Origin of the sequence: Paraburkholderia sp. NPDC080076, from assembly GCF_050281145.1 — a bacterium.
GTDB lineage: Bacteria > Pseudomonadota > Gammaproteobacteria > Burkholderiales > Burkholderiaceae > Paraburkholderia.
This window is the reverse complement of the sequence record NZ_JBNNWQ010000001.1, coordinates 744421-771223: the sequence shown is the minus strand read 5'-3', so window position 1 is coordinate 771223 and position 26803 is coordinate 744421. Positions and strand designations below refer to the sequence as shown.

Below are 26803 nucleotides of genomic sequence, written 5' to 3'. Positions count from 1 at the left end.
CGCCCGCCTCGAACCAGCCGGCTCAAGTCGGATAAGCGAACGACTCCATGTAAGATGAACGCCCGCTGCAACGCGCCTGTGGACGGCGCTGTGCGAACCTGGACAGGTGCCCCGCTCATGGACAAACTTCAAGCGATGACGACCTTCATGCGCATCGTCGAGGCTCAGAGTTTCAGCAAGGCCGCGGAGACGCTTTCGCTGCCTCGTTCGTCGGTGACCACGATGATCAAGAATCTGGAGCACGAGCTGGGCGCCGCCCTGCTCCGGCGCAGTACCCGCACGCTCAGCCTGACCGATGCGGGCGAGCGGTACTACACGTCCTGCCGGGCGATTCTCGCGGAGATCGCGCGCGTGGAAAGCGAGTTGTCCGCCGATGCGGCGACTCCGCGTGGACGTGTCCGCGCGGACATGCCGGGCGTGATCGGGCGCGCGATGGTGTTGCCGCGGCTGCGCGAATTCGAGCAGCGCTTTCCCGGCATCGAACTCGTGCTCGGCCTGAGCGATCGGCCCGCGGACCTGATCTACGACGGCATCGATTGCGTGATCCGCACCGGCGCACTGGCGGATTCGAGTCTGATTGCGCGGCGGCTCGGCGAACTGAGCTGGATCACGTGCGCATCGCCGCGATATTTGAAAGAATATGGCGAGCCCGACAGCGTGAGCGCGCTCAACGATCACCGTGCGATCAATTACATCTCGAACTCGACAGGGAGGCCGCTCGACTGGCGCTTCCACGTACAAGGCGAAGATCTCGCGATGACCATGCCGAGCCGCTTCTCGGTCAACGAGACAGAGGCCTATCTGCAATGCGGCCTGGAAGGATTGGGACTGATCCAGCTCTCGGAATTCGTCGCACTGCCGTATCTGAAATCAGGACGTCTGAAAGAAGTACTCGCCAGTGCGCGATCGTCGGCTGTGCCTGTTTCGATCGTCTATCCGCACGGCCGAAACGCAAGCGGCGCGACCCGAACGTTCGTCGACTGGATCGCGGAACTCTTCGAACAAAGCGACTTCAAGCGAGGCCTATAAGTAGAATGAAATTCGATACTGTTGTGCTCGGGGCAGGCATTGTCGGCGTATGCGTCGCCGTGCATTTGCAGAAACGCGGCCGCCAGGTCGCGCTGGTCGATCGCAAGCTGCCCGGCAACGAGACCTCGTTCGGCAATGCCGGACTGATTCAGCGTGAAGGCGTCTATCCCTACGCGTTTCCTCGGGGACTCGACACGTTGCTGCGCTATGCGCGCAACCAGTCGGCGGACGTTCGCTATCATGCCGACGCCATCCTCAAGACAGCGCCGTTTCTGTGGCAGTACTGGCGCAACTCACATCCGGCGCGGCACGCCGCCATTGCGAAGTCGTACGCGACGCTGATCGAGCATTGCGTGAGCGAGCACCGGGCGCTCGCCGTCGATGCCGGCGCAAGCGCGCTTTTACGCCCGATCGGCTGGATGAAAGTGTTTCGCACCGCAGCGGCTCGCGACGCGGAATTGCGGCTCGCCGAACAGTGGCATCGCGAATACGAGGTCGAGTTCGAAGCGCTCGACGCCGCCCGTCTGCAACAGGTGGAGCCCGATCTCGACAAGACGCTACTGGGCGGCCTGCGTTATCCGGCATCCGATTCCGTGAGCGACCCGAACGCGCTCGTCACCGCTTACGCCAGATACTTCGAAGCACTCGGCGGACGGTTTTTTATCGGCGATGCGGACACGCTTCGCGATGGCTGGCAGGTCGATACGGAAGCGGGAACGATCTCGGCTTCATCCGCGGTCGTGGCGTTGGGGCCGTGGTCGGATCGCGCGACTACGCGCTTGGGTTACCGCTTGCCCCTCGCCGTCAAACGCGGATATCACATGCACTACGAGCCGCAGGGGACAGCGCGTCTGAATCATCCGGTGCTCGACGCGGAAGGCGGCTACGTGCTGGCGCCGATGGCGCGCGGCATCCGCTTGACCACCGGTGCGGAAATCGCGGACCTCGATGCGCCCAAGACGCCGGCGCAACTTGCGGCGGTCGAGCCGGTTGCCCGCACGCTGTTTCCCTTGGGCAAGCGTCTCGACGACGAACCCTGGATGGGCCGACGTCCTTGTACATCGGACATGATGCCGATCATCGGCCCCGCGAAAAAACACGCGGGCTTGTGGTTCGCGTTCGGCCATGCACATCACGGGCTGACCTTGGGTCCGATAACCGGACGTCTGATCGCCGAGATGATGACCGGCGAGGAAACGTTGGTGGACCCGCGGCCGTTCAGCGTGGAACGGTTCTAACGGCGCGGGTCGCGCTCCGAGCCACAATAAAAAAACGCCGCGGACAAACAAGCTCCGCGGCGTTCCTTTATCTCGACATCGATTGCTTAGGCCGCGGCCACCACTCTACGCGGCGACAGAACCGACACGGCAAAGCTCACGACAATATTGACCGCCAGCGCGATCAGGCCGATATACACCGGATAGACCGCATCGCCGAGATGCAGGGCGAACACCGGCTTGAGGCCTTGCGAAATCGCCAGCCCGGTTCCGAGCACGATCCCGGCCAGCCAGCCGAGGAACAGGCCCGGCGTGTTCAAACGACGCGTGTACAACGAGAACACGATCGCCGGGAAGATCTGCAGAATCCACACGCCGCCCAGCAGTTGCAGGTCGATCGCGTATTGCGTCGGCAGGAACACGATGAACAGCAGCGCGCCGAACTTCACGACGAGCGAGACGATCTTCGCCGTGGAAGCCTCGCCTTCAGGCGAGATATTCGGCGAAACGAGCGGACGCCACAGGTTGCGCGTGAACAGATTGGCCGCGCCAATCGACATGATCGCCGCCGGCACCAGCGCGCTGATCGCAATCGCCGCCGCCGCGAAGCCGACGAACCACGACGGGAACAGCGTGTTGAACAACGCCGGCACCATGTCCGAAGCCGACTTCACATGCACGCCGGCCGCAATCGCCATATAGCCGAGCAACGCGATCAGACCCAGCAGCAGCGTGTACGCCGGCAGGAAGATCGCATTCTTGCGCACCGTATTCGCCGACGAAGACGACAGCACCGCCGTCATCGTATGCGGATACATGAACGCCGCCAGCGCCGAGCCCAAAGCCAGCGACGCATACGCGGTGAATTGCGTCGGCTTCAGAATGATGCCGGTCGCGCCGCCCTTGGCCTTGAAATACGTATCGGCCGCGTCGAACACATGCGCGTAGCCGCCGAGCTTGGCCGGAATCAGCCACACCGCCGCGATCACGACGATGTAGATCATGATGTCCTTGACGAACGCGATCATCGCTGGCGCGCGCAGGCCGCTCGCATACGTGTACAGCGCGAGAATCACGAAGGCGACGATCAGCGGCATTTCGCCGGTCACGCCGAGCCCCTTGATCACGACCTGCATGCCCACCAGCTGCAGCGCGATATACGGCATGGTCGCGACAATGCCGGTGATCGCGACGGCTGCCGGGAACCACTTGCCGCCGTATTCGCCCTGCACGTAGTCCGCTGCCGTGATGTGGTTTTTCGCCTGAGCGACCTTCCACAGTTTCGGCATCACCGCGAACACGAACGGATAGACGATGATCGTGTACGGCAACGCAAAGAAGCCATACGCACCCACCGAATAGACCAGCGCGGGCACCGCGATCACCGTATAAGCGGTATAGAAGTCGCCGCCCACGAGGAACCACGAAATGACCGTGCCGAACTGGCGGCCGCCGAGACCCCACTCGTGCAATTGCGTCAGGTCGCCCCGTTTCCAGCGCGCGGCAAAGAAGCCGATCACGGTAACGAGAACGAAGAATGCGATAAAGACGGTCATCGCAACCGGATTCACAGGATTCGTATCGCTCATTTGACACCTCGGTACACGACGTAAATCAGTAACGAGGTCAACGGCACCCACAAGAACTGATACCAGTAGAAGAACGGAAAGCCGGCGAACGACGGACGCGTGTCGTTATAGAACGGCAGCCACAGCAATGCGATGTACGGGATCAGCAGGATCAGCCATAGCCATGAACGGCCGGCAGGGTGGGAGGTCTCCACAATCATCTCCTAAGTCTATTATCGACACCGCGCGCCAGGGCTTGTGGCCCGGCACGCGGAAACCGGTTTCGTGATATTAGTCGGCGAAACCGGAGTGCGCTCCTCGCGCCGCGCAAACGCCCTCAAGGCGCACTACGCCGCGGGGATGTAGTATTCGCCTTCGTGAGCGTCCTCACAAGCGCGCAACTACGTAAGCCGGCTACGTAATACTACGTAGCCGGTCGGCCGTCTTTTCAACGATGAAACTCAAAGCCAAGATTGTCCTGCTGGCGATCGTGCCCTTTCTGGCCGCCATCGCGAGCATCGAAATCGGTGTGCGCCAGGAAGCCACGGCGCTCGCCGAGACGCAGCACGCGACCACGCAGGCCGCGTACATGGCCAGCAAGGAGATCGAGCTCAAGCATTACGTCGAACTCGCCACTACCGCGATCGCGCCGCTCTATAACGCTGGCCAGGACAATGCGCGCGACGACTCGATGCTGCGCATGCGCGCGCTCGATGTGCTGGAAAAAATGGACTTCGGCAAGGACGGCTATTTCTTCGTCTACGACATGCACGGCCGTTCGTTGATGCATCCGCGCGAGCCCGACCTTGTGGGGCGCGACCTGTGGGAAATGCGCGACCGCGAAGGCACGCTGACGATCCAGCAACTGCTCGCCGCGGCCTCGCGCGGCGGCGGCTATGTGCGCTACCTGTGGCATCGTCCGTCGACGGGCAAGGTGGCCTCGAAACTCGGCTACGTGGTGCCGCTGGAGCGATGGGGCTGGATGATCGGCACCGGCATCTATCTCGACGACGTGGACAGCACGCTCGCGCATATCGACGAAGGCGCGGCCGCCAACATCGATCGTACGATGAAATGGATCGACGCGATCGCCGTGGCCGGACTCGCTGTGATCGCGCTATGCGCGCTCGTGCTCAACGTCACCGAATATCGGAGCGCGGACGCCAAGCTGAAGCGACTTGCGCAGCAGGTGGTGGAGTCGCAGGAAAACGAACGGGCGCGCCTGTCGCGTGAATTGCACGACGGCATCAGCCAGATGATGGTCTCCGTGAAACTGCTGCTCGAATCCGCTCTGGCGCGCTTCGAGCGCAGCGAAGTGCGCGTGCCCGCGGCAGAGGCCGCGCTCACCACCAGCCTCACGCGGCTTGGCGATACCTTGCGCGAAGTGCGGCGCATTTCCCATGCGCTGCGTCCGTCGATGCTGGACGATCTCGGTGTGGCGGCTGCGCTGGAGCAACTCTCGCGCGAACTCAGCGAGCAGTCGGGCATCGAGATCGGCTTCACGCAGATTGCCCACACTCACGCGGCGGCATTGCCCGACGCGGTCAACACCGTGCTGTTCCGGATCGCGCAGGAAGCGCTGACGAATATCGTGCGCCACGCGCAGGCGTCGAGCGCCGCGCTCGCGCTGGAAGTATCGAACGACGCCGTCACACTGAACATCGCGGACAACGGACGCGGCTTCGACGTGGCGCATGCGTTCGTCGGCCGGCGCTCGGGCGTGGGTCTGCGCAATATGCGCGAACGGCTCGAAGCGCTGGGCGGCACGCTGTCGCTCAGTTCACAGGCCGGCCACACTCTCGTCACCGCACGCGTGCCGCTCGGATCGACCGAGCCGACATTGCCGGCCTTGCAGGAAACCTGACCATGAACGACGCCTCACCCGCTATCGCCCGTCTGATTCTCGTCGACGATCATCCGCTCGTGCGCGACGGTTTGCGCGCGCGGCTCGAAGCGGTGCGCAACCTCGAAGTGGTCGGCGAAGCGGGCAATGCGCAGGAAGCGCTCGCCCTCGCCGCGAGTGAGGACCCCCACCTCGTACTGATGGATGTCGGCATGAACGGGATGAACGGCATCGCACTGGCCGGCATGTTTCATGAACGCTTCCCGGCGATTCGCGTGCTCATGCTGTCGATGCACGACAATCTCGAGTATGTGACCCAGGCGGTGCGCGCGGGCGCGAGCGGCTACGTGCTCAAAGATTCGCCCGCCACCGAAATCATCCAGGCGATCGGCGCGGTGCTCGAAGGCAAACAGTTTTTCAGCGCGGGACTGGGCGCGCGTCTGATTCAGGCTTCGGCAACGCAGTCGCCCGTCGAGCGGCTCACGCCGCGTGAACGCGACATTCTCGACGCGCTCGCGGAGGGCCTGTCCAGCAAGCAGATCGCTCAGCGCAACGATCTCTCCGTGCGTACGGTGGAAACGCATCGGCTGAATCTGAAACGCAAGCTCGATATTGAAGGTCAGGCCGAGTTGATCAAGTTCGCAGTCGAGAATCGTCGCACGAGCCGGTAAAAACCTGACTGACGAGACTGCGCGATCGCAGCATAATTAGCACAGCATCCACTCGAACCACTGCCGTCGTTCCGTCTGATCTTCTCAACGCCCGACACCTGGAGCTGATGAGGATGAAACGCTCGATCCCATTGCGGCTAGCGAGTCTGCTGATCTGTTTCGCCGCCACTCACGCGCATGCCGAACCGGCGCGCGTCAATCGCGGCCACGATCCGTTCTTTCAGATCTCCAAAGCGATCGGCGACTGTCCGGTGCCTTTGGGCCCGCTCGAAACCGAGCAGGAATGGCTCGACGACAGCCATTACCGGATCGAGCGCGGCAATAGTTGCTGGGTGGAAGGCCGCTGCCGTTTGTCGAACGCCTATCTGTACGACGTGGAAATCGCCGACGCCGTGCAGCGACGCCTCACCAACATCAACTTCGCCACGCACTGGCGCGAACAGTCGACGCTCTGGCTGACGCTGCAACGCCGCTTCATCTACGTCGAAGGTTGCGTCGCGCCAGGTTTCGACAAGCAGGCCTTCCTCACCGAACTCGCGAAAACCGCGGACGTCGAGCGTGTGATCGACGACACGACCACCAATCCGCATGCCGCACAAATCCCCTACAAAACGCTTTCGAATCCGGACAAGCCGGTACTCGATCCAGGCAACTAGCCGTACACGCCGACGAGCGAAAGCAGCGCGCGCGTGATATCCGGTATCACGCTGCAACGCCTATATCGGCGATCGAACATAGCAACGCAGAAATCGAACTTTGGGCGTTTCGACGTCATTGCTACCATCGGCGACCCGACATATCCGGTCACGACAACAATGACGACACAACGATCGCAGCGCCCTTCTCTTCGCCTTGGCATGATCGGCGCCGCCGTTGCCAGCCTCGTCGCACTCGCGTCGTGCGGCGACGACAATTTGCCCGGCCCGACGCCCGCACCCGTAGTCGCGCAGAAACGCCCGAACATTCTGTACATCATGGCCGACGACCTCGGCTATTCCGACATCCACGCGTTCGGCGGCGAGATCAACACGCCCAACCTCGACGCGCTCGTGCAATCGGGCCGCATCCTGACGAATCACCACACGGGCACCGTCTGCGCGATCACGCGTTCCATGCTGATTTCCGGCACCGACCACCATCTGGTCGGCGAAGGCACCATGGGTGTGCCGACCGATGAGCGCAAAGGCCTGCCGGGTTACGAGGGCTATCTGAACGACCGCGCGCTCTCCGTTGCGCAGCTGCTGAAGGACGGCGGTTATCACACGTATATGGCCGGCAAATGGCATATTGGCTCGGGCATTGTCGGCAGCACGACGGGCGGTGGGCAGACGCCCGACCAATGGGGTTTCGAACACAGCTATGCATTGCTCGGCGGCGCCGCGACCAATCACTTCGCGCACGAACCGGCGAACTCGCAGAACTACACCGAAGACGGCAAATACGTGCAGCCCGGTCAGCCGGGACAACCGGGCGGCGCGGGCGGCAGCCCCGCGGTGTTCTATTCGACCGACTTCTACACGCGGCGCCTGATCTCGTACATCGACTCGAACAAAGGCGATGGCAAGCCGTTCTTCGCCTATGCGGCCTACACGTCGCCGCATTGGCCGCTGCAAGTACCCGAGCCTTATCTGCATAACTACGCCGGCAAATACGACGCCGGTTACGACGCGATCCGCAACGCGCGCATTGCGCGGCAAAAGGCGCTCGGCATCATCCCGAACGACTTCGTGCCGTACGGCGGCGCGTCGGAAACGCTCGTCGCGGCCGCGGCCACCGCGAACAACGGCACGGTGAACGCGAAGTACGTGAGCGCCGTGCATAGCGCGGCGCAAGGCTATACCGACTATGGTCCGGGCACGGTGAACAAGACGTGGGCGAGCCTCTCGCCCGCTGAGAAAAAGGCCCAGGCGCGCTATATGGAAATCTACGCGGGCATGGTCGAAAACCTCGACCACAACATCGGCCTGCTGATCCAGCATCTGAAGGATATCGGCGAGTACGACAACACGTTCATCATGTTCCAGTCGGATAACGGCGCGGAAGGCTGGCCGATCGACTCCGGCGCCGACCCGACCGCGACCGATACCGCCAACGCCGCCGACCCGGTTTATTCGGCACTCGGCACCGACAACGGCAAGCAGAACGCGCAACGTCTGCAGTACGGCTTGCGCTGGGCCGAAGTGAGCGCCACGCCGTTCCGTCTGACCAAGGGCTACTCGGGCGAAGGTGGCGTATCCACGCCGTTGATCGTCCATCTGCCAGGTCAGACCACGCAGAAGCCGACGCTGCGTGACTTCACGCACGTGACCGACAACACCGCAACGTTCCTCGCCGTCGCGCAGATTCCTCCGCCCACGCAGGCCGCGCCGGCGCTCATCAATACGCTGACCGGCGTCGATCAGAACAAGGGCAAGGTGGTCTATAACAATCGCTACGTGTATCCGGTGACCGGACAGTCGCTGCTGCCATTGCTGAACGATCAGGCCACGAGCGCCGTGCACACCGCATCGTTCGGCGACGAAGCCTACGGCCGCGGCTATCTGCGCAGCGCCGACGGCCGCTGGAAAGCGCTGTGGACGGAACCGCCGCTCGGTCCCGTGGACGGTCATTGGCAACTGTTCGACATGAGCGCCGACCGTGGCGAAACGCAGGACGTCTCGACGCAGAATCCCTCGGTGATCGACGGTCTCGTGCAGCAGTGGAACAGCTATATGAGCAGCGTCGGCGGCGTCGAACCGTTGCGTCCGCGCGGTTACTACTGAGCACGCAATGACAGTCAGATTCAAGCTCAAAAGCAACGCGGCGCTGTACGGCGTCTACGCGGCGATCGCCACGGTCGCCTTCGCCGCTGCATTTACCGCCGCGACGGCCGCTTCGGCGGTCTTTAGCGGCGGCAAACAAGGGGCGTTCGACGAACTCAATGCATCGCGTCCGTTGGCCGCGCTCGGCTCCGAGCGGCAATGCGAGCGTTACGCCGGCCTGCCCGCGCGCTGGCGGGACGATCCGAAAGCCGGCATGGTGCATCTGCATGGCGGTGATTTCGTGTTCGGCAGCAAGCTCGGTTATGAAGACGAGCGTCCGGCCGGCGACGGCAAGACGCGCGTCGCGGGCTTCTGGATCGATCAGACCGATGTGACGAATGCGCAGTTCGCGGCATTCGTGAAGGCCACGGGCTACGTCAGCGATTCGGAGCGCCAAGGCGGCGCCGTGGTATTTCATACGCCGACACGCGACGAGATGAATACACGCGATCTCGCGTGGTGGACGTGGGTGAAAGGCGCCGCGTGGAATCATCCCACCGGACCCGGCAGCACGCTCGAAGGCCGCATGAACCAGCCGGTGACGATGGTCACGCAAGGCGATGCGCTCGCCTACGCGCGCTGGCTGGGCCGCGATCTGCCCACCGAAGCCGAATGGGAATACGCGGGCAAGGCGGGCCGCGAAGGCGCGGAGCTCGACACTGCGCCGCGCGATGATCACGGCAAACCGGGCGCGAATTACTGGCAAGGTGTGTTTCCCGTGCTCAACACGAATGAGGACGGTCACGTCGGCCTCGCGCCCGTTGGCTGCTATGCCGCCAACGATTTCAAGCTCTACGACATGATCGGCAATGCGTGGGAATGGACCAAGGATGCTTATAGCGGTCCGCACCAGTCCCACACCAATGGCGATACCGCGGCGGTCGCGCCGCTCAGCCGCAAACACGACACGCCGATGGTCATCAAAGGCGGCTCGTTCCTATGCTCGCGCGACTATTGCGTGCGCTATCGGGCGGCGTCGCGCGAACAGCAGGAAGCGGATTTGCCGGCGTCGCATATTGGTTTTCGCACGGTGTTGAGGGACGCGTCATGAAGTCACGGTTATTCGCAACGGCCGTGCTGCTGGTCGCCGCTTCGATGGTTCAGCACGTGCAAGCTGCCGCGTCGCAAGTCATCAAGGTAGGTGTGAGTGCGGGCGCGGATGCCGAGATCATGGACGAGGTGCGCCGCGTCGCCGCCAGTCGCGGACTCACGCTCGACGTGGTCGTATTCGATCAGCCCGAGCGTATCGACGCCGCGCTTGCCGCGAAGCAGATCGACGCGGCGAGTTTCGAAGACGAGCCACGCTTCGACGCACAGCGCAAACAGCACGGCTTTGCGCTCGCGAGCGTCGCCACCACCGTGACGTTTCCCATCGCCTTGTACTCGCGCAAACTGACGAACCTCGGCCAACTGCAACGCGGCGCGACGATCGCCATTCCGGACGACCGGGAGCGCACGGCGCGTGCCTTGATCCTGCTGCAGAACTTCACGTTGCTGACGTTCAAGGACACGGCTGGCCTGCACGCGACGCTCGCCGACATCACGAGCAACCGGCTGAATCTGCGGATCCGTCAGGTGCCGCGCGCACGTCTATTCGACACATTGAACAGCGTGGCCTTCGCCGTGATCGATAGCGACGACGCGGCGCGCGCGGGTCTTTACCCGGCGCGCGACAGCCTCGGTCTCGAAGATGCCCGCTCGCCTTACGCCAACGTGTTGACGGTGCGCGATTCCGACCGCGCTCGGCCTTGGGTTGCGCAACTGGTGGCCGCTTACCATTCGAACGACGTCGCGCATTTCATTCTGACGCGCTATCAGGACTCGGTGCGCCGGCCGTGGTGAACGCTTTCTCGTTCGCGTGCGCGGCGTGCGGCAAGTGCTGCAATAGTCCGCCGGCCATGTCGTTACCCGAGCTGTTCCGGCATCGCGACCGGTTCATCGGCTGCCTTGCGATCGGCCGCGTGCCGCGCAGGCGCATCGGTGAGCGGGTGCGCGTCGGCGGGCACGAAGCCGTGCTCGACGAGGCGGATATCGCCGCCTTCGAATCGATCGCGGACACGCTGCTCCATCGCGCGGGCGACACCTTCAGCATCATGACGCAGGGCTACGATTACCCTTCTCTGGCGCGCTGTCCCGCGCTCGCCGATGATGGACGCTGTGCGATCCATCTGAACGGCAAGCCGGTCACGTGTGAAGTCGTGCCGCTCGATCCTCTCGTGCCGGATACGCTGCAACATCTCGTGCTGGCCGGCCGCAATCAGGGCGCCTCGTACCTGGGCGCCGACTGCATTCAGGAAGGTGAACGCGCGGACGCCGCACTAATGACCGCGGACGGCGAGATAAAAGACGCGAATGCGAGGGACGCTTTGGCGCGTCGCCGCCGCGCGCTCGAAACAGAGCGTGAGGTGTGGGGCCGTGCAGTATTCGAATCGCTGCGTAAAGATCTTTTCGACTCGCCCGCCGCGTTGGCGCGTATTCCGCCGCGCGGCTTTCTGACGATCTCGATCGTGCCGGCGCTGTTGGCCGTGGCCAGTACTTCCGCGCGCTGTCGCCAGTTGTGTCTCGACTATATCGACAGCCAACTCGCGTTGATCGACCGCAGTATTGAGCAAGCGCTTTTGCGCCGCCGCCTGGACGATCGTCCGGTAACTCAGGAATTGCGCGGATTCGCTCATGCGTATCAACGCGCACAAACGCTTCTTGGCACACCACTCCCTGCCATGGAAGTGGAAAGCGGCACTCCCTCTTCTCTATCACCTATCGAAGCCTATCTCTCTGGCGCAGATCGGTAATCAAAAGAATCGTCAGAGTTGCGTATCCAGCAGCGGCACGAACTTTTCGATCAGCTTTTCCGTAAAGGGCCGGTGCATCCATGCTTCGAGCGTGACCTGCTGCGACTTCTTTAGATCCTCCGCAAAAACGGCGGTTTGCTGCTTCGCGAAGTCGCGGTCGTAGATGTTCAGATTCGCTTCGTCGTTGAGCTTGAACGAACGATTGTCGAAATTGGTCGAGCCGACCGAAACCAGGTATTCGTCCACCACCAGCAATTTGCAGTGAAACATGGTCGGCTGATACTCGTACATTTCCACGCCCGCTTTGAGCAGATCGCCCCAGCACGCGCGCGACGCTTCGCGCACGGTATGCGTGTCGATCCGTTTGCCGGGCATGATGATCTGCACTTTCACGCCGCGTTTCGCCGCCTCGACAATCGCGTTGATGGTCAGCTTGTCGGGAACGAAATAGGCGCTCGCCAGATGAATGGAATGCGTCGCTGCCGTGATCGCCATCAGATACATTAACTGCATGTCGTCGCTGCCGCCCGAGGGCGAGCTGCTGAACATATGCGCGAGGCCGTCGCCCATTGACTCGACATCGGGAAAATAGCCGGGACCGTGCAGCACATTGCCGGTTGCCTTGACCCAGTTGTCCATGAATACGGCCTGCATATGGCCGACCACCGGACCCGCCACGCGGAAATGCGTATCGCGCCAATGCTTTTCATTCTGTGCGTGGCCGGTCCACTCCGGCGCAATACCCACACCACCCGTAAAGCCGATATGCCCGTCGATCACCAGCAGTTTGCGGTGCGTGCGATCGTTCATGCGGCCAAGGCCGGTCCAATGGGGCTTGTGATACTGAATCACTTCCGCGCCGGCATCGCGAAGCAGATCCAGATAGCGCTTATCCATTTTCGACGAGCCGACCCAGTCGAGCAGCACATGCACCGCGATGCCTTCGCGCGCTTTATCCGCGAGTGCCTGCGCAATCTGCTCGCCAATCTCGCCGGACCAGTAGATGAAAGTTTCAAACGTGATCGTTTGCCGCGCGGAACGGATGCCTTCCAGCATCGAAGGAAAAATGTGGTCGCCGTTCAGCAGCATCTCGAAGCGATTGCCCGAGATGACGGGCGGCCCGAGCAGCAAACCCATCGAGCGAAGGAATTGCGGATCGTCGCTCGCATAAAGGCGTTCGATCTTGTGTTCGATCTTCTTCTCGCCGCTCGATAAATTGGCAATCACCAAGATGATGACGAGCGTGACGAAGGCGGTAATGGAAATCGTCAGCATGCGTGGCCTCGATGCTAATCGGCGGGACGCGTCGGATGCGCGTCCTGCGGTTTGACGAAGACTCCGGGCCTCAGCCCCGGCTGTTACGACGAACGCAGGACGCATTGCGCGTGCCCGTTGCAGGCCCGCACCTTGCTACTCGACCTCATTACCTGACCAGCGAGAACGCTTCCCGGATGGCTATTTCACCCGCGCCATAGACACCGACCACCGTATAGTCCGACGCTACGCATTCGAATGTGGACTGCTGAAACGTGATGAGAAAATGGCGCTGCGCGGGTCCCGTCGATGCGACCGCCGCAAGCTCGGCGGCAAGCGACGAATTCATGACTTCATGTACCGAGTAGCTATTGAGACCCTGCGAGGCGAGCGGATGGATCTCAAGATCGCCGTCGCCGGGCGGACCCAGGCGATGAAATACCGTGTCCGGAAATAGCACGGCGCAAAATGGGTCGTCGTCGGGATCGAATGGTCCGAACCGTTCAAAGTCGGATTCCGCAATCGGATAAGAGAGAATGACCCGGCGGTCACTCGCGACGATGAAGGGTTCGCCGGCATCTTCTGCCGGATGAGGAACGGAGTCCAGCAGGACGACCTGGTCTTCCTGCTGGGGTGTTTCAAGCGTACTGGTCATCTACTTCACGACTCGGTTACGCTCATGCACCGGCTGACGCCGGCGCGGCTTGCGGTGTGGCCGCGACAGTCGCCGCGACGGCTTTTTTGGCTGCGGTCTTGCGCACAGGTGCTTTCCTGGCTGCTTTAGTCGCGGCGCTCTTCTTCGCGGCCGGCTTTGCGGGGCCTTTCTTTGCCGCTACTTTCCTGGTGGCCGCCGTGGCTTTCTTTGCAACTGTCTTTTTGGCCGCGCCGGCTTTCTTTGCCACGACTTTTCGGGCTGCGGCTTTCTTGCTCACTACGCCGCTAGTTGCCGCCGACTTCACTTTGCCGGCCTTCTTTGCGGCTTTGTGACCAGCATCCGCCACGCTTGCCGAAGCGCTATCGATCAGGAATCTGGTGCGGTCCTTTACCGTGGCGAGCCATGCCGGCGCCGGGCCGCGGCCGCTCCAGGTCGCGCCGGTTTTCGGATTGATGTACTTGGGCGGTTGCGCGCCTTTCGGCTGACCTTTGCTGCCTTTCGCATGGGTGACAGCCGCCTTGGCCGCCGACTTCAGTTCGCTCGCGCCTTCGACCAGGAACTGTGTGCGGTCTTTCACGCCGGCAATCCAACCCGGCGCGCGGCCATGACCCGTCCAGGTCGCACCGGTTTTATGGTCCCGGTACTTTGCTATTGCCTTACCGGAGCTGCCGGCTTTCACCTTGCCATTGCCATTCAGGCCTCTCGCGGCGCGCCGGGCTTTTGCCTGGGCTTCGATATCCGCGGTAGTCAGGCCATGTTTGAGCATCAGGTCACGAATCTGGTCGACCGCGACTTGCGCTTTCCTGGCAATAAGGACGTCAGCTTGCGCCTGAAGCTTTTTAAGCTTTGCTTGGATTTGCTCTAACGTGGGCATTTGATTGCTCCTTATGTGGTAATCGATCGAACTATGCCACGAATGACGCGAGAAAGGCAGATCGGCGTGGCTATAAAAACACGAGTCGGAGTCGATCATGCATCCGGTGGAGTACGAACTTTTTGGGTTCTTTACTCCGTTGCCGCACTTTTTCTGTCTTTTCCTTTGCCACTCCCCCTTCTCTTCTATTGTCTTTCCAATTGTTGGGCCGGCGATCACATCGGCGTAAACACGACGGCCTGACGGTCGGCGATATACCGCACACTGCGCATGAACCGGTACTGCTGGTCATCCGCGGTAATGCGGTTGAGGCCCATCCGGGTCAACGACAGCATCTCGTCAGCCTGACAGGCGGCCACCACACCGTGCTCGGTCAATTCCTCCAATGCGCCGGACGGGTCGCCGACATAAACACTGCGCACATGCGTGCCGACTCGCATCAGGACCACGCTTTCGCCTTCGTCGAGCGCCAGTTCGAGATAGCCGGCAAGCGCTCGTAAGGACTCCGGCGTCGACGCCCGGGACTGATAGATCGCAGCATTCGATGGTGTCATTTTCGTTTCCCCGTCACACGCATCAAGAAAAGGCAGCCGCTGTGCATCGCGGCATTAGTCGCTTCTACTATAGGCAAGCATTCGAAGATTCAAAGGACGGCAGTACATTTTTTATTGCTTTCGTACGTTTGCGCCGGTCATTTTTTATAAAAACACTTTTTGCCTGCCAGGAAATCCAGGTTTCCCGAGATGCAATGCGCTAGCCCGAACCTCCGTAACCCCGCGTTACCAATCTCGCAGCGCTGTTTCACCTGTGTCCGGACCACCCTCCTACACTCCGAACCGTAACTCGACGCAAAGCTCCGGAAAGCTCTCAAGGGCGAACCTGAGGCAATCGGAAGCATCGCACTTCGATATGCAAGGAGAAGGCAAATGAACAAGAAGATCATCGGCGCGGCATTGGGTCTGGCAGTACTGGCGGCATCGTCGGCGGCCTCGGCGCACGTGGATGTGGCCGTCGGAGTCGGCATTCCAGTCGGCGTGGTTGCAGCGCCGCCGCCTGTTTATGTCGCGCGCGGTCCGGCGGTGGTCCCGGTTGCCTATGGCGGTGACGGCGACTGGCGCGCACGCGAGTGGCGCGAGCGCCGTGAATGGCGGGAACGCGAATGGCGCCGTGAGCATTGGCGCGAACACGAATGGCGTGAACGGCACTGAGGCGGCTATTGAAATGACGCCGAATAGCGCCACGTTAGAACACCTCAATTGAACGGGTACTTTTCAGATGAAAGCGGGTTACATCAAAACCGCCCTCGCGGCGGTCGCACTCACTTCAGCAACGGTCGGCACGGCGAACGCGGCCGGCTGCATGAAGGGAGCGGTCGTAGGCGGAGTGGCGGGTCACTATGCCGGACACCACGCGGTGGTCGGCGCGGTCGGCGGCTGTCTGGTGGGGCGGCATATGGCCAAAAAACATGCGGAAGAACAGGCCGCGCAACGTCAGCAAGCCAGAGTGGAATAACCGGGGTTCGGGGCGCTGGCGCCCCGTTCAGGCGATTCGCAATCCGTGCGTCGGCAGAATCTCCTGCGTGGTCACGAAGCGGTGCTGCTTGACCGCGTCGTGAAATAGCCGGTAATCGCTTTTCTCAAAGGCGTCCGTCCATACCGGCTTGTCTCCGGTGTCGTCGTCGAACTTCAAACCGGTGGCCAGGAACTTCCAGGAGCCGGGACCTTTAGGCACGTATTCCGGAATCGACTCTTTCAAACCCGGAATACCGCCGGCCTTCACGACGCGGCAAATGTGCCGCAAGCGATCGTTGTCGTCCTCGAGCCGGTTCGTATTGAGCAGGTTCGTGAGCACGTCTCTCACATCGTCCGGCATGCCGGGCAGGTTCTCGAAATCTTGCCGCCCCGCCAGATAGGCGCGCACCGCGCGGCATGCCATCTCGGCCGCTTGCACGAATTCCGGCAGATTGTGTCGGTGGACGAACTCGTTTCTACCGTCGATGTAATGCCATTTTGCCCACGGCTGGTCAGGATAGTGCAAGGCAGCGCCATGACCGACCGGCAACGCAACGGTCAGCACGTCCTCTTCGATGTGTTCGATCAGGTGCTCGCTGGCGAGCCTGAGTTTGGCGAACCAGCCTTTGCGCGTACAGTCCTGGGCCTCCAGCAGATGAACCCGATTCCATGGACTTTCGATGCCGGCGAAGCCCTGATGCGCCCATGTATCGACATAGGTGTGAAGCGTCACGCCCAGCCGATGCAATCCTGTCTCGGTGTCCCGGCGCAGGATCGCGCGCCGCACCACCTCGCGCGCGACGGCGCTATCCGGGCGGCACACGGCCTTTTCGTGCAACGTCGAACCAACGGCGGCCGGCAGAAAATGAAAGGGCGTCCACACCAGCCGGTTTTTGTCGTCCTCCGTGGTGGCGTAGTCGAATAGCTTGTGCGCGGTGGCAAAGCGTTCGAACGTCTCGCCGCCCTTGAAGCGCAAGATGCCCGCGGTCGTCGCATCGTCCACGTATTGGCAGGCATGCGCCACGGTGATCGCGTCGCCGGCCGGCATGCCGGCCACGCGGGCGGCAATATAGACGACACCATAATGAAAGTCGATATTCATGGCAGGCGCTCCTGACGCGCGACGAATGACGACGGGGGATTCTGGACTGCGCGGCGAGGTGGATGCCGCGTCGGCGCGTGAGTAGATAGTAGACGACCGAACGCGCCGGGACTTTAAAAAACCGCTCGCCGCCCTGCTTCATGCGGAGTCCGGCCCATACACGCCGCTCCACTAAATAGACTTGTGACAATCGGGCGCTGCATTTACCCGTTTTTGTTATTTGCACTGTCCGGCGGCTCAGCTATGCTGTGCCATTGGAAACTATTCGTAATGCGAAAGGGCATAGCCGGGCCGCACCACTCTCCAGTCCAAACCTTCGGGCAGTACACGCTAACTCAAAGGATAAATCCTGTGAAACTCGACAATTGGAAAGAAGGCGCAAGTCCGGAACGGCGCAAGCTGCTACGCAGCAAGCTTCACGTCCTGCTGGCCACGATCGGCACGCTGGCGTCCGTGGTCGGGATCTGCGTGGCCATTAACGGCGGACTGGAATTCAATCGCACCAAAGTTTTCATCGGAGTCGGCATTACTGTCGTCTCCACCATCATTTATATCTCGATGCTGTTCGCGCCATCCGAGTGAATCCGGCCTTCTCCCGTTTCGCGAAGGCGCCGCCATCGAGTCGGCGGTTACGACAGGTGGGTAATTTTCAGGCGGCTATTCCAACGCGAGTTCAGGTATTCGAGTGCGAGCCGCCGGTGGCAGTGGTGTGGTAAATGTTCACTGCAAAGCAGGCAGGCCGAGCGGAATAGATCGACGTCCAGATTGCTTTCCACCCGACGCTTTGCGATCAACTCGACGTAAGCCGCCGAGAAATCGTCCCACGTCAGTTCTTTGGCCTTGTAGCGCTTGAACAAATCGGGCTCCGGAGCCAGGTCGGGCATTTCCTCGTAAGCGGCGCCGCACAACTTGTCGAGAAAGAAAGGCAGATCCTGTTTTTTCGCGAAGCCGGCAAGTTGCGACGTATTGCTCAGGCGGATGTCGAGCACCGTCCGCACCTGTGCGTTTTTCAGCAAGTCAAAAAATTCCTGAGCCGTCTTGCCGGTAAATCCGATGGTGGCCACCTGCACGGCATTGGTTTCACGTTTCATCTCGGGAGTACCTCGCAGCGGGCAGACGCAGTGCCCGGAAAACGAAAAGCCCCGCTGCGATATCCGGAGCGGGGCTCAGTCTCAATTCACGTCGCGCTGGTTTACTTGACGATACCGACCAGTTCGACTTCGAAGGTCAGGTCGCTGTTCGGCGGAATCACGCCGACGCCGCGATCGCCGTAAGCGGTCGCTGCCGGGCAGGTCAGTTTGGCCTTGCCGCCCACCTTCATCTTCTGCACGCCTTGCGTCCAGCACGGAATCACGCGATTCAGCGGGAACGTGGCCGGCCCGCCGTGTTTCGCCGAGCTATCGAACTCGGTACCGTTGGCGAGCGTGCCGCGGTAGTTGACCTTCACGACATCTTCTGCGGCCGGTTGGGCGCCAGTGCCTTGCGTCAGGTGTTCAACCACGACGCCGGAAGGCAGTTTTTCGGTGGTGGGCGCGGCGGCCATTGCCGTCGAAGACAGAAGAGCTGCTGCGACCAGTGCAACGATAGATTTCAAAGCGAGTCTCCAGATGGGTAGTGCGCGTCATTGTAACGGATCGCATGTGACGCACCAGCACTGCTGGCTTGCATGGACGAAGCTGTACTGCGGACGCCAGCTAATACGGCCCGTTCATAAGCGAGGCGGCCCGTTTCACGCCCGTTTCACGTTAGTGAGCGCGGGCATGATCGCACTGCTCCGGGCGATGCCCGCGTCGCACCGCAACACTTTGAGCGTGGTGCAGCCTGTTGCTTCGAATTGACTTACGGCTAGCGTTTTTAGTCAGTCCAGACTTTGTACCGCGTAGGCTCCCGTCGTCGCCTCGCCGCGCGCGTTGAAGTCCGCGAGCACCGTCTCGCGTTCGCGGACATCGGCCAGCACGGCCGGATCGAGTAGCGCGGTAATCACTTGTTCGCGCTCGCGGCTCGCTTCCGCCACCACGTCGCCAGACGGGCTCCAGATTGCGCTCGCACCGCACGTGGCCCAACCGCCGGTCGTGCCGATGTGATTCGACAACAACGCGTACACGGTGTTGTCGAATGCCCGCGCGGGGAACCAGATGCGCGACTGGTGGTAGCCGGTCTTCACGCTGAAGAGCGCGCTCACCAGATACGCGTGCGCGCCGTTGACCGCCGCAAGACGCGCGTGCTCCGGAAAGCCGGAGTCGTAGCACACGCCGAGCGCGAGACGCCATCCGTCGATTTCAAGCATGCGGCCTTGCGTGCCCGGCCGATAGATCTTTGTCTCGCTGCTGTACAGGTATTGCTTGTGATACGGATCGAGTTGCTCGCCGGAACGGCTGAACACCAGCGAAGAAATATGCAAGCCGCCCTCGCCGCGCGTCGCCGCGCCGACGATCACGGCAATCTCGCGCTGCCGGCAAATGTTCCGAATCGGTTCGAGGCGTGCGTCGTTTGCGTCGAACGCGTATTTCGCGGGGTCGCCGGCGATCAGGCCGGGTTCGTAGCCGCTCAGGAATTTCTCGGGAAAAACCACCAGTTTTGCACCGGCGTTTGCGGCCAGAGCGGTCAATTCGACCGTTCTGGCGATGTTGGCCGTGACGTCACCGGACACCGGTTGAGCTTGCGCAGCCGCGATTCGCAATGAAGTTTGCGGCAGCAATGCCTGTGTGTGATTCAACGCGCACTCCGTGATGAATGAACCGTTGCGATGCGCCCGCCTACGTTCAACCCCGGATATAGGCGGGCAAAGCCTCGGCATTTAAACACGAGCAGCACGCCGCGTGTAAGTGCGAAGATGCGTGGTGAACCACCTGTGCGGTTTGGCGGTCCACATAGAAGATCCCCTCCTTCGAGTTGTTCGCCGACACGCGAATCCGATGCTAACGAGCGCTTTTCGATGACCGAGCCGGCTGATTCCGACGAGACCACGGCCCCGGCGCCGTCTGCTCTTCCGGAGCGGCGCCGCGCGCCCCGGCCGCGCCGGATTCCGCGCAGCCGCGAGCAACAGGCGCGGCTCGACGCGCGTGAGCCGGCGTTCGAGCCGCTGCCTTTTTCCATCGACGAAACCGCTGCACAACGCCCCTTTGCCGTAAAACTCGCCGAGTGGTTCGACGCGCGCCGTTGGCAGCCATTCGAGTTTCAACGCGAGGTCTGGCAGGAAATCGGCCGTGGCGCGAGCGGTTTGCTGCACGCCACGACCGGCGCAGGTAAAACATGGGCGGTATGGTTCGGCGCACTGGCCGCTTTTGCCGCCCTGCCAACCACGCGCAAACGCACGCCCCGCACACAGCCGGAGCCGCTCACCGTGCTGTGGATCACACCGATGCGCGCGCTCGCTGCGGACACCGCGCGCGCGTTGCAAAGTTCGGCCGCGGAACTCGCCGTGCCGTGGAGCGTCGGGTTACGCACAGGCGATACGTCGTCGGCCGAGCGCGCGCGGCAGAACCGGCGCATGCCGTCGGCGCTGGTCACGACGCCTGAAAGTCTCTCGCTCATTCTCACTCGCCCGGATGCACGCGACGTGCTCGCGCACGTGCGATTGGTGATCGTCGACGAATGGCACGAGTTGCTCGGCAATAAGCGTGGCACGCAGACGCAACTCGCGCTCGCGCGTCTCGCGCATTGGCGGCCTGAATTGCAGGTATGGGGCTTGTCGGCGACGCTCGGCAATCTGTCCTTCGCCGCCGATGTCTTGCTCGCGCCCGTGAAGACGCCACGCGTGAGCGTGCATGGCGCGCTGCCGAAAGCACTGATCGTCGATACGGTGATTCCCGAGACCATCGAGCGGTTTCCGTGGGGCGGCCATGTGGGCGTGCGCCAGGTCGGCGCAGTGGCCGAAGCGATCGGCGAGGCTCAAACGTCGCTCGTGTTTACCAATACGCGCTCGCAATGCGAGGTCTGGTATCAGGCGCTGCTCGAAGCGCGGCCCGAATGGGCCGGCCTGATCGCGCTGCATCACGGCTCGCTCGATCAGGAAGTGCGCGAATGGGTCGAGCGTGGCCTCAAGAGTGGCTTGTTGAAAGTGGTTGTGTGCACATCGAGCCTCGATCTGGGCGTCGATTTTCTGCCGGTGGAGCGCGTGTTCCAGATCGGCTCGCCCAAAGGCGTCGCGCGTTTGATGCAGCGCGCAGGGCGTTCGGGTCACGCGCCGGGGCGGCCGTCGCGTGTCACGATCGTGCCGACGCATGCGCTCGAACTGGTCGAGGCCGCCGCCGCGCGCGAGGCTGTCGAGAAGCGTCAGATAGAAGGACGCGAGACGCCCGAGAAACCGTTCGACGTGCTGGTGCAGCATCTCGTCACCGTGGCGATCGGCGGCGGTTTCGACGCGCGCGAACTGTACGGCGAGATTCGCCGTACCTACGCCTACCGGCAACTGACGCAGGCGGAGTTCGACTGGGCGCTCGGCTTCGTCGAAGGAGGAGGCACGGCATTGCGCGCCTATCCTGACTACCATCGCGTGGTACGCGAAAGCGACGGCCTGTACCGCGTGCCGCGAGAAGATCTGGTGCGAAGGCATCGCAACAACATCGGCACGATCGTCGCGAATGGCACCTTGAATGTCGCTTATCTCTCGGGCGGACGGCTCGGCGCGATCGAGGAATCGTTTATTTCGCGGCTGAAACCGGGCGATATTTTTACCTTCGGCGGCCGTGCACTCGAATTGATCCGCGTGCAGGATATGACCGCGTGGGTTCGGCGCGCGACATCATCGCGTGGAGCCATGCCGCAATGGGCGGGCAGCCGCATGCCGCTGTCCTCCGAACTCGCCGACGCCACGCTGACGATGCTCGCACGCGCGGCCGATGGCATCTACGACGAACCCGAAATGCGCGCCGTGCGGCCGCTGCTCGAATTGCAGCAGAAGTGGTCGGCCTTGCCCGAGCCGGGCGTGCTGGTGGTGGAGTTAGTGAAATCGCGCGAGGGACACCATTTCTTTTGCTATCCGTTTGCCGGGCGCACGGCGCATATCGGTTTGGGCGCATTGCTCGCATGGCGCGTCGCACGCGAAAAACCCGGCACGTTTTCTATTTCGATGAACGACTACGGCTTTGAATTGCTGTCCGCGCAGCCATTCGATTGGGCTGTGCAACTCGAAAGCGGTTTGCTCTCGCCCAAAGAACTGGATCACGACATTCTCGCCAGTCTCAATTCTTCGGAACTCTCGATGCGGCGCTTTCGCGAGATTGCGCGCGTGTCGGGGCTGGTGTTCCAGGGGCATCCAGGGCAGCAGAAAAGCGCGCGGCAATTGCAGGCGTCGAGTGGCCTCTTCTACGAAATCTTTCGCAATCACGATCGCGGCAACCTGTTGCTCAACCAGGCCGACGACGAAGTGCAGCTGCAGGAACTCGACGCCCGCCGCATTCGCATTGCGCTCGAACGCATGAACGCGAGCCGTGTGGTCGTCACGCGACCGAAAAAGCCGACGCCGTTTGCGTTTCCGCTGATCGTCGGACGCCTGCGGGAAAAGGTCAGCACGGAGAAACTCGCGGATCGCGTCGAGCGGATGCTCGCCGAACTCGAGAAGGCGGCCCGCAAATGAAGCCGGCATCCTTGCCGGTGGAGATCGCCGGGCATGCCCTTGTGCTGTCGAGCTTGCGCGCAATGTTCGATCCGGCGCTGCGCTGTCTGTTCGTCGCCGATGCGCATTTCGGCAAGGACGCGGTGTTTCGCGCACGCGGCATTCCGGTGCCGATCGGTTCGACCGCCGACAACCTGATGCGCCTGGATATTCTGATCGCCGAGTTCGAACCGGCCATGCTGGTGTTTCTCGGCGACCTGCTGCATGCGCGCGAGTCGCATGCCAGCGAGACGCTCGACGCATTGCATGTCTGGCGCGCGCGGCATGCGGGGCTGCGGGTTGTGTTGGTCGAGGGCAATCACGACCGGCATGCGGGCGCGCTGCCGGCGACGCTCGACGTCGAGTATGTGCAGGAGCCTTGGCGTGTGGGGCCGTGGGCGTTGTGTCATCACCCGCAGCGGGTGGAAGGTGCGTATGCGCTCGCGGGGCATATGCACCCGGTGTATCGGATTGCGACGCGCAACGATTCGGTACGGGTTCCGTGTTTCCGGTTTGGGACGGCGTGTGGGGTGTTGCCTGCGTTCGGGAGTTTTACTGGAGGCGCGCGTGAGGATGGTCGCGTGGCCGGGGAGAAGGTTTTCCTGGTGGTGCAGGAGAAGGTGATTGAAGTGGTGTGATGCGGGACTTCGTTCTGATCTCTTGAGCAACTGGTTCGTGGAGGTTGAGGGTGGGAGCGAGTGGACGGGGGTCGTTCGCTCGCTCCGTTTGGCATCGGTAGGGAGGCCGGTCTCCCGGCCTCCGTGCGATGAAGGAGCGTCGCTCCGTTAGTGGTTGCCGCCGCCGTGGCCGCCTCCGCCGCCGCCTCCGCCGTAGCCGCCACCGTGGCCGCCAAAGCCGCCACCGAAGCCGCCGCGGCCTGAGCCAAAGCCGCCGCCGAAGCCGCCGCCGTGGCCTTGGCCTCCGTTGCCGGAGCCTGGGCCGTTACCGCCGCGGCCGTGGCCGCCGTTGCCGGGGCCGCCTGCGCCAGGACCGCCATTGCCCGGGCCGCCTGCGCCGGGACCGCCATTGCCGGGGCCGCCTGCGCCGGGACCGCCATTGCCGGGGCCACCTGCGCCGGGACCGCCATTGCCGGGGCCACCTGCGCCGGGACCACTTCCGCCCTTGCCGCCGTTGCCGGGACCGCCGTTACCCGGCCCGCCTGCACCAGGACCGCCATTGCCGGGGCCACCTGCGCCAGGACCGCTTCCGCCCTTACCGCCATTGCCCGGGCCACCATTACCCGGGCCGCCTGCGCCAGGACCGCCATTGCCCGGGCCACCTGCGCCGGGGCCGCCTCCGCCCTTGCCGCCGTTGCCGGAGCCGCCGTTACCCGGGCCGCCCGCGCCAGGACCGCCATTGCCCGGGCCACCTGCGCCAGGGCCGCCATTGCCAGCGCCGCCTCCGCCAGGACCGCCTCCGCCCTTGCCGCCGTTACCCGGGCCGCCCGCGCCAGGACCGCCATTGCCCGAACCACCTGCGCCCGGACCACCATTGCCAGCGCCGCCTCCGCCAGGACCGCCTCCGCCCTTGCCGCCGTTGCCGGAGCCGCCGTTACCCGGGCCGCCCGCGCCAGGACCGCCGTTGCCCGAACCACCTGCGCCCGGGCCACCATTGCCAGCGCCGCCTCCGCCAGGACCGCTTCCGCCCTTGCCGCCGTTGCCGGAACCGCCGTTACCCGGGCCGCCTGCGCCAGGACCGCCGTTGCCGGAGCCGCCCGCGCCAGGACCGCCATTGCCGGAGCCGCCATTGCCCGGGCCGCCTGCGCCAGGACCGCCATTGCCCGAGCCGCCATTGCCCGGGCCGCCTGCGCCAGGACCGCTTCCGCCTTTGCCGCCGTCTCCGTGACCACCACTGCCGGGACCGCCCGCGCCAGGACCGTTTCCGCCATTGCCGCCGTCGCCGTGGCCGCCTTCTCCATGGCCACCATTGCCCGAGCTGCCTGTGCCGGGACCATTTCCGCCCTTGCCGCCGTCGCCCTTGCCGCCGTCACCATGACCACTGTCGCCGTGACCGCTAGCGCCATGGCCGCCATCGCCGTGAGCGCCGTCGCCGTGACCACCGTCACCGTGACCGCTAGCGCCGTGACCACCGTCACCGTGGCCGCCGTCGCCATGACCGCCGTCGCCGTGGCCGCCGTCGCCATGGCCGCCATCGCCATGGCCACCATCGCCATGACCGCTACCCCCATGACCGCCATCACCATGGCCACCATCGCCATGACCGCCATCACCATGGCCACCATCACCATGGCCGCCATCGCCATGACCGCCGTCACCATGACCGCTACCACCATGACCACCATCGCCATGACCGCCGTCACCATGGCCACCATCGCCATGACCGCCGTCGCCATGGCCGCCATCGCCATGACCGCCGTCACCATGACCGCCATCACCATGACCGCTACCACCATGACCACCATCGCCATGACCGCCGTCACCATGACCGCCATCACCATGACCACCATCGCCATGACCACCATCGCCATGACCGCCATCACCATGGCCGCCATCGCCATGACCGCCGTCACCATGACCGCTACCACCATGACCACCATCGCCATGACCGCCATCACCATGACCACCATCGCCGTGGCCGCCATCACCATGGCCACCATCACCATGACCACCATCGCCATGACCGCCGTCACCATGATGACCACCATCGCCATGACCGCCGTCACCATGATGGCCGCCATCGCCATGATGACCACCATCGCCATCGCCATCGCCATGACCGTGATGACCGCCGTGACCATGATGGCCACCATGGCCATGACCATGACCGCCGCCGTCGCCGCCGTCGCCACCGTCACCTCCATCGCCGCCGGTGCCACCGCCATCACCGCCATTACCCCCTGTGCCGGTTCCGCCGCCGCCACTACCCGTACTTCCGGAACCCAACCCCGACGAGCCGGAGTTAGTCCCACCATTCGCGCCGCTATTGCCCGCGCCCGTCGCCCCCACCGACGAAGGCCCGTTGCCGCCGCTGCCCGTAGCCGATACCGACCCACCCGCAGCCGCGGCGATTCCACTTCCACCAGGCATCACGAGGCTGCCGATTTCCCGCTTGCACCCAAGCGAGTCCAGACAATCGGCCGGCAACGCTTGCGCCAACATCATCTTGTTCGAACTGACCGACGGCGCGGCCGACGCAGCCGGATTCGTTTGCGCACCCGCCATCGCCGCATACAGACTCACAGCAACTGCGAATACCGCCCGGCGCGTCCCCAGCGCCAGCGCGTCCCCGTTTTGCTTTTTCATTTCATTCTCCTAACTATATGCTTTGAGTGACCGGCCCTGGTAACAGGTGAATCTCTGTTCACTGTCAAAAATGAAACCTCAACGCCCAGTCGTCTTTGCCTCGCGTTACGCTAAAATCCACATGACGCTCGGCCTCTCTCGCGCGGAAAACCCCGGTCCGATTCAACGTGATTCGAGAGAAGACAACTGGCTGTGCGCGAGCCTGTTTTTTAAAACCGCACAGCTGGGCCTGATGGACGTTGAAGTTATGCGGAGTGCCATTTAGTGACCGTGCGCTACCCCACGCAATGCGATATCGCCGCGTTTTTTACGATTAATTGCGCAGCGGAACTGTCAAAGATCGTCAGTTACCGGTCTTATAAAGAGTGGAAGATTCGAGTCCTTAGATACGCACTCCAAACTATTATTTTTTTACGTTTTCCTTAATCCGCTTGATCAGATGAATCAAGCCAATACGTTCGAATACTTCATATACGTGTGCATGCGAACACAAAAAGGAAACTGCCCATGCGCGAGTGAGGGCAATCACACAGACGGCACAACTCGGACTATTTACTCTGCGCCATAATCACCTCCGTACTTCGCAAGGCGCAAAGACGTCGAGCGAACAAAGCATTTCATCATCGG

25 protein-coding genes are annotated in these 26803 nt (G+C 62.7%); 15 read left to right on the top strand and 10 right to left on the bottom strand.

Going from position 1 to position 26803, the window contains the following annotated elements:
• Positions 1-117 precede the first annotated feature (117 nt).
• The gene (locus ACQKRQ_RS03440) at positions 118-1029 is read left to right on the top strand and encodes a LysR family transcriptional regulator (protein ID WP_427475049.1); all 912 of its coding nucleotides are present in this window, start codon (positions 118-120) and stop codon (positions 1027-1029) included.
• A 5-nt stretch (positions 1030-1034) separates the two neighbouring features.
• Positions 1035-2267: an NAD(P)/FAD-dependent oxidoreductase gene (locus ACQKRQ_RS03435; protein WP_427475047.1), complete on the top strand. Its 1233-nt coding sequence runs from the start codon at positions 1035-1037 to the stop codon at positions 2265-2267.
• 86 nt (positions 2268-2353) lie between these two features.
• On the opposite strand, the gene mctP is transcribed toward ACQKRQ_RS03435, so the two are convergent.
• Complete coding sequence (gene mctP, locus ACQKRQ_RS03430) at positions 2354-3835, bottom strand: monocarboxylate uptake permease MctP (RefSeq protein ID WP_132377787.1); 1482 nt, start codon at positions 3833-3835, stop codon at positions 2354-2356.
• Positions 3832-4029 carry a DUF3311 domain-containing protein gene (locus ACQKRQ_RS03425; RefSeq protein ID WP_132377789.1) on the bottom strand — a complete coding sequence of 66 codons (198 nt, stop codon included), beginning with the start codon at positions 4027-4029 and terminating at the stop codon, positions 3832-3834. Before ACQKRQ_RS03425 ends, mctP begins: the two co-directional genes overlap by 4 nt.
• A 239-nt stretch (positions 4030-4268) precedes the next feature.
• Between ACQKRQ_RS03425 and ACQKRQ_RS03420 the strand changes: the two genes are divergently transcribed.
• The 7 genes from ACQKRQ_RS03420 to ACQKRQ_RS03390 all read left to right on the top strand — a co-directional run bounded on the left by ACQKRQ_RS03420 (position 4269) and on the right by ACQKRQ_RS03390 (position 11921).
• Complete coding sequence (locus ACQKRQ_RS03420; protein ID WP_427475045.1) at positions 4269-5678, top strand: cache domain-containing protein; 1410 nt, start codon at positions 4269-4271, stop codon at positions 5676-5678.
• Between the two features lie 2 nt (positions 5679-5680).
• The gene (locus ACQKRQ_RS03415) at positions 5681-6328 is read left to right on the top strand and encodes a response regulator (protein ID WP_427475043.1); all 648 of its coding nucleotides are present in this window, start codon (positions 5681-5683) and stop codon (positions 6326-6328) included.
• Positions 6329-6441: 113 nt separating this feature from the next.
• A complete protein-coding gene (locus tag ACQKRQ_RS03410; protein WP_427475041.1) occupies positions 6442-6984 on the top strand; it encodes a hypothetical protein in 543 nt (180 codons plus the stop codon).
• A gap of 159 nt (positions 6985-7143) precedes the next feature.
• On the top strand, positions 7144-9090 hold the full coding sequence (locus tag ACQKRQ_RS03405) for an arylsulfatase (protein ID WP_427475039.1): 1947 nt from the start codon (positions 7144-7146) through the stop codon (positions 9088-9090).
• Between the two features lie 7 nt (positions 9091-9097).
• Complete coding sequence (locus ACQKRQ_RS03400) at positions 9098-10180, top strand: formylglycine-generating enzyme family protein (RefSeq protein WP_427475037.1); 1083 nt, start codon at positions 9098-9100, stop codon at positions 10178-10180.
• Entirely contained in the window at positions 10177-10971 is a 795-nt protein-coding gene (locus tag ACQKRQ_RS03395) for a MetQ/NlpA family lipoprotein (protein WP_427475034.1), read from the top strand. Before ACQKRQ_RS03400 ends, ACQKRQ_RS03395 begins: the two co-directional genes overlap by 4 nt.
• Positions 10965-11921 (top strand): hypothetical protein, encoded by a 957-nt coding sequence (locus tag ACQKRQ_RS03390; RefSeq protein ID WP_427475032.1) that lies wholly within the window; start codon positions 10965-10967, stop codon positions 11919-11921. The genes ACQKRQ_RS03395 and ACQKRQ_RS03390 overlap by 7 nt, the downstream gene beginning before the upstream one ends.
• Before the next feature lie 12 nt (positions 11922-11933).
• On the opposite strand, the gene cls is transcribed toward ACQKRQ_RS03390, so the two are convergent.
• From cls to ACQKRQ_RS03370, 4 genes are all read right to left on the bottom strand, one after another.
• Positions 11934-13196 (bottom strand): cardiolipin synthase, encoded by a 1263-nt coding sequence (gene cls, locus ACQKRQ_RS03385; RefSeq protein ID WP_427475031.1) that lies wholly within the window; start codon positions 13194-13196, stop codon positions 11934-11936.
• 148 nt (positions 13197-13344) lie between these two features.
• Positions 13345-13830: a hypothetical protein gene (locus ACQKRQ_RS03380; protein WP_427475029.1), complete on the bottom strand. Its 486-nt coding sequence runs from the start codon at positions 13828-13830 to the stop codon at positions 13345-13347.
• Between the two features lie 22 nt (positions 13831-13852).
• Complete coding sequence (locus ACQKRQ_RS03375; protein WP_427476068.1) at positions 13853-14704, bottom strand: H-NS family nucleoid-associated regulatory protein; 852 nt, start codon at positions 14702-14704, stop codon at positions 13853-13855.
• A gap of 215 nt (positions 14705-14919) precedes the next feature.
• Positions 14920-15258, bottom strand: coding sequence for a hypothetical protein (locus ACQKRQ_RS03370; protein WP_132377807.1), 339 nt, complete (start codon positions 15256-15258; stop codon positions 14920-14922).
• A 372-nt stretch (positions 15259-15630) separates the two neighbouring features.
• Between ACQKRQ_RS03370 and ACQKRQ_RS03365 the strand changes: the two genes are divergently transcribed.
• Entirely contained in the window at positions 15631-15912 is a 282-nt protein-coding gene (locus ACQKRQ_RS03365) for a hypothetical protein (protein WP_427475027.1), read from the top strand.
• A 67-nt stretch (positions 15913-15979) separates the two neighbouring features.
• Complete coding sequence (locus ACQKRQ_RS03360; protein WP_427475025.1) at positions 15980-16216, top strand: hypothetical protein; 237 nt, start codon at positions 15980-15982, stop codon at positions 16214-16216.
• A gap of 27 nt (positions 16217-16243) precedes the next feature.
• Here ACQKRQ_RS03360 and ACQKRQ_RS03355 read toward each other — a convergent pair whose 3' ends face one another.
• Positions 16244-17317, bottom strand: coding sequence for a DUF6765 family protein (locus ACQKRQ_RS03355; protein WP_427475023.1), 1074 nt, complete (start codon positions 17315-17317; stop codon positions 16244-16246).
• A gap of 351 nt (positions 17318-17668) precedes the next feature.
• Here ACQKRQ_RS03355 and ACQKRQ_RS03350 point away from each other — a divergent pair, with 351 nt between their 5' ends.
• Positions 17669-17899, top strand: coding sequence for a DUF2964 family protein (locus ACQKRQ_RS03350; RefSeq protein ID WP_132377815.1), 231 nt, complete (start codon positions 17669-17671; stop codon positions 17897-17899).
• 47 nt (positions 17900-17946) lie between these two features.
• On the opposite strand, the gene ACQKRQ_RS03345 is transcribed toward ACQKRQ_RS03350, so the two are convergent.
• The 3 genes from ACQKRQ_RS03345 to ACQKRQ_RS03335 all read right to left on the bottom strand — a co-directional run bounded on the left by ACQKRQ_RS03345 (position 17947) and on the right by ACQKRQ_RS03335 (position 20033).
• The gene (locus ACQKRQ_RS03345; RefSeq protein ID WP_132377817.1) at positions 17947-18408 is read right to left on the bottom strand and encodes a DUF488 family protein; all 462 of its coding nucleotides are present in this window, start codon (positions 18406-18408) and stop codon (positions 17947-17949) included.
• A 101-nt stretch (positions 18409-18509) separates the two neighbouring features.
• Positions 18510-18911, bottom strand: a complete 402-nt coding sequence (locus ACQKRQ_RS03340) for an FKBP-type peptidyl-prolyl cis-trans isomerase (RefSeq protein WP_041759096.1) — start codon at positions 18909-18911, stop codon at positions 18510-18512.
• 264 nt (positions 18912-19175) lie between these two features.
• Entirely contained in the window at positions 19176-20033 is an 858-nt protein-coding gene (locus tag ACQKRQ_RS03335) for a carbon-nitrogen hydrolase family protein (protein WP_427475020.1), read from the bottom strand.
• Positions 20034-20252: 219 nt separating this feature from the next.
• Between ACQKRQ_RS03335 and ACQKRQ_RS03330 the strand changes: the two genes are divergently transcribed.
• From ACQKRQ_RS03330 to ACQKRQ_RS03320, 3 genes are all read left to right on the top strand, one after another.
• Entirely contained in the window at positions 20253-22895 is a 2643-nt protein-coding gene (locus ACQKRQ_RS03330; protein WP_427475018.1) for a ligase-associated DNA damage response DEXH box helicase, read from the top strand.
• Positions 22892-23551 (top strand): ligase-associated DNA damage response endonuclease PdeM, encoded by a 660-nt coding sequence (pdeM, locus tag ACQKRQ_RS03325; RefSeq protein ID WP_408281025.1) that lies wholly within the window; start codon positions 22892-22894, stop codon positions 23549-23551. Before ACQKRQ_RS03330 ends, pdeM begins: the two co-directional genes overlap by 4 nt.
• A 270-nt stretch (positions 23552-23821) precedes the next feature.
• Entirely contained in the window at positions 23822-26206 is a 2385-nt protein-coding gene (locus ACQKRQ_RS03320) for a hypothetical protein (protein ID WP_427475016.1), read from the top strand.
• Positions 26207-26803 lie beyond the last annotated feature (597 nt).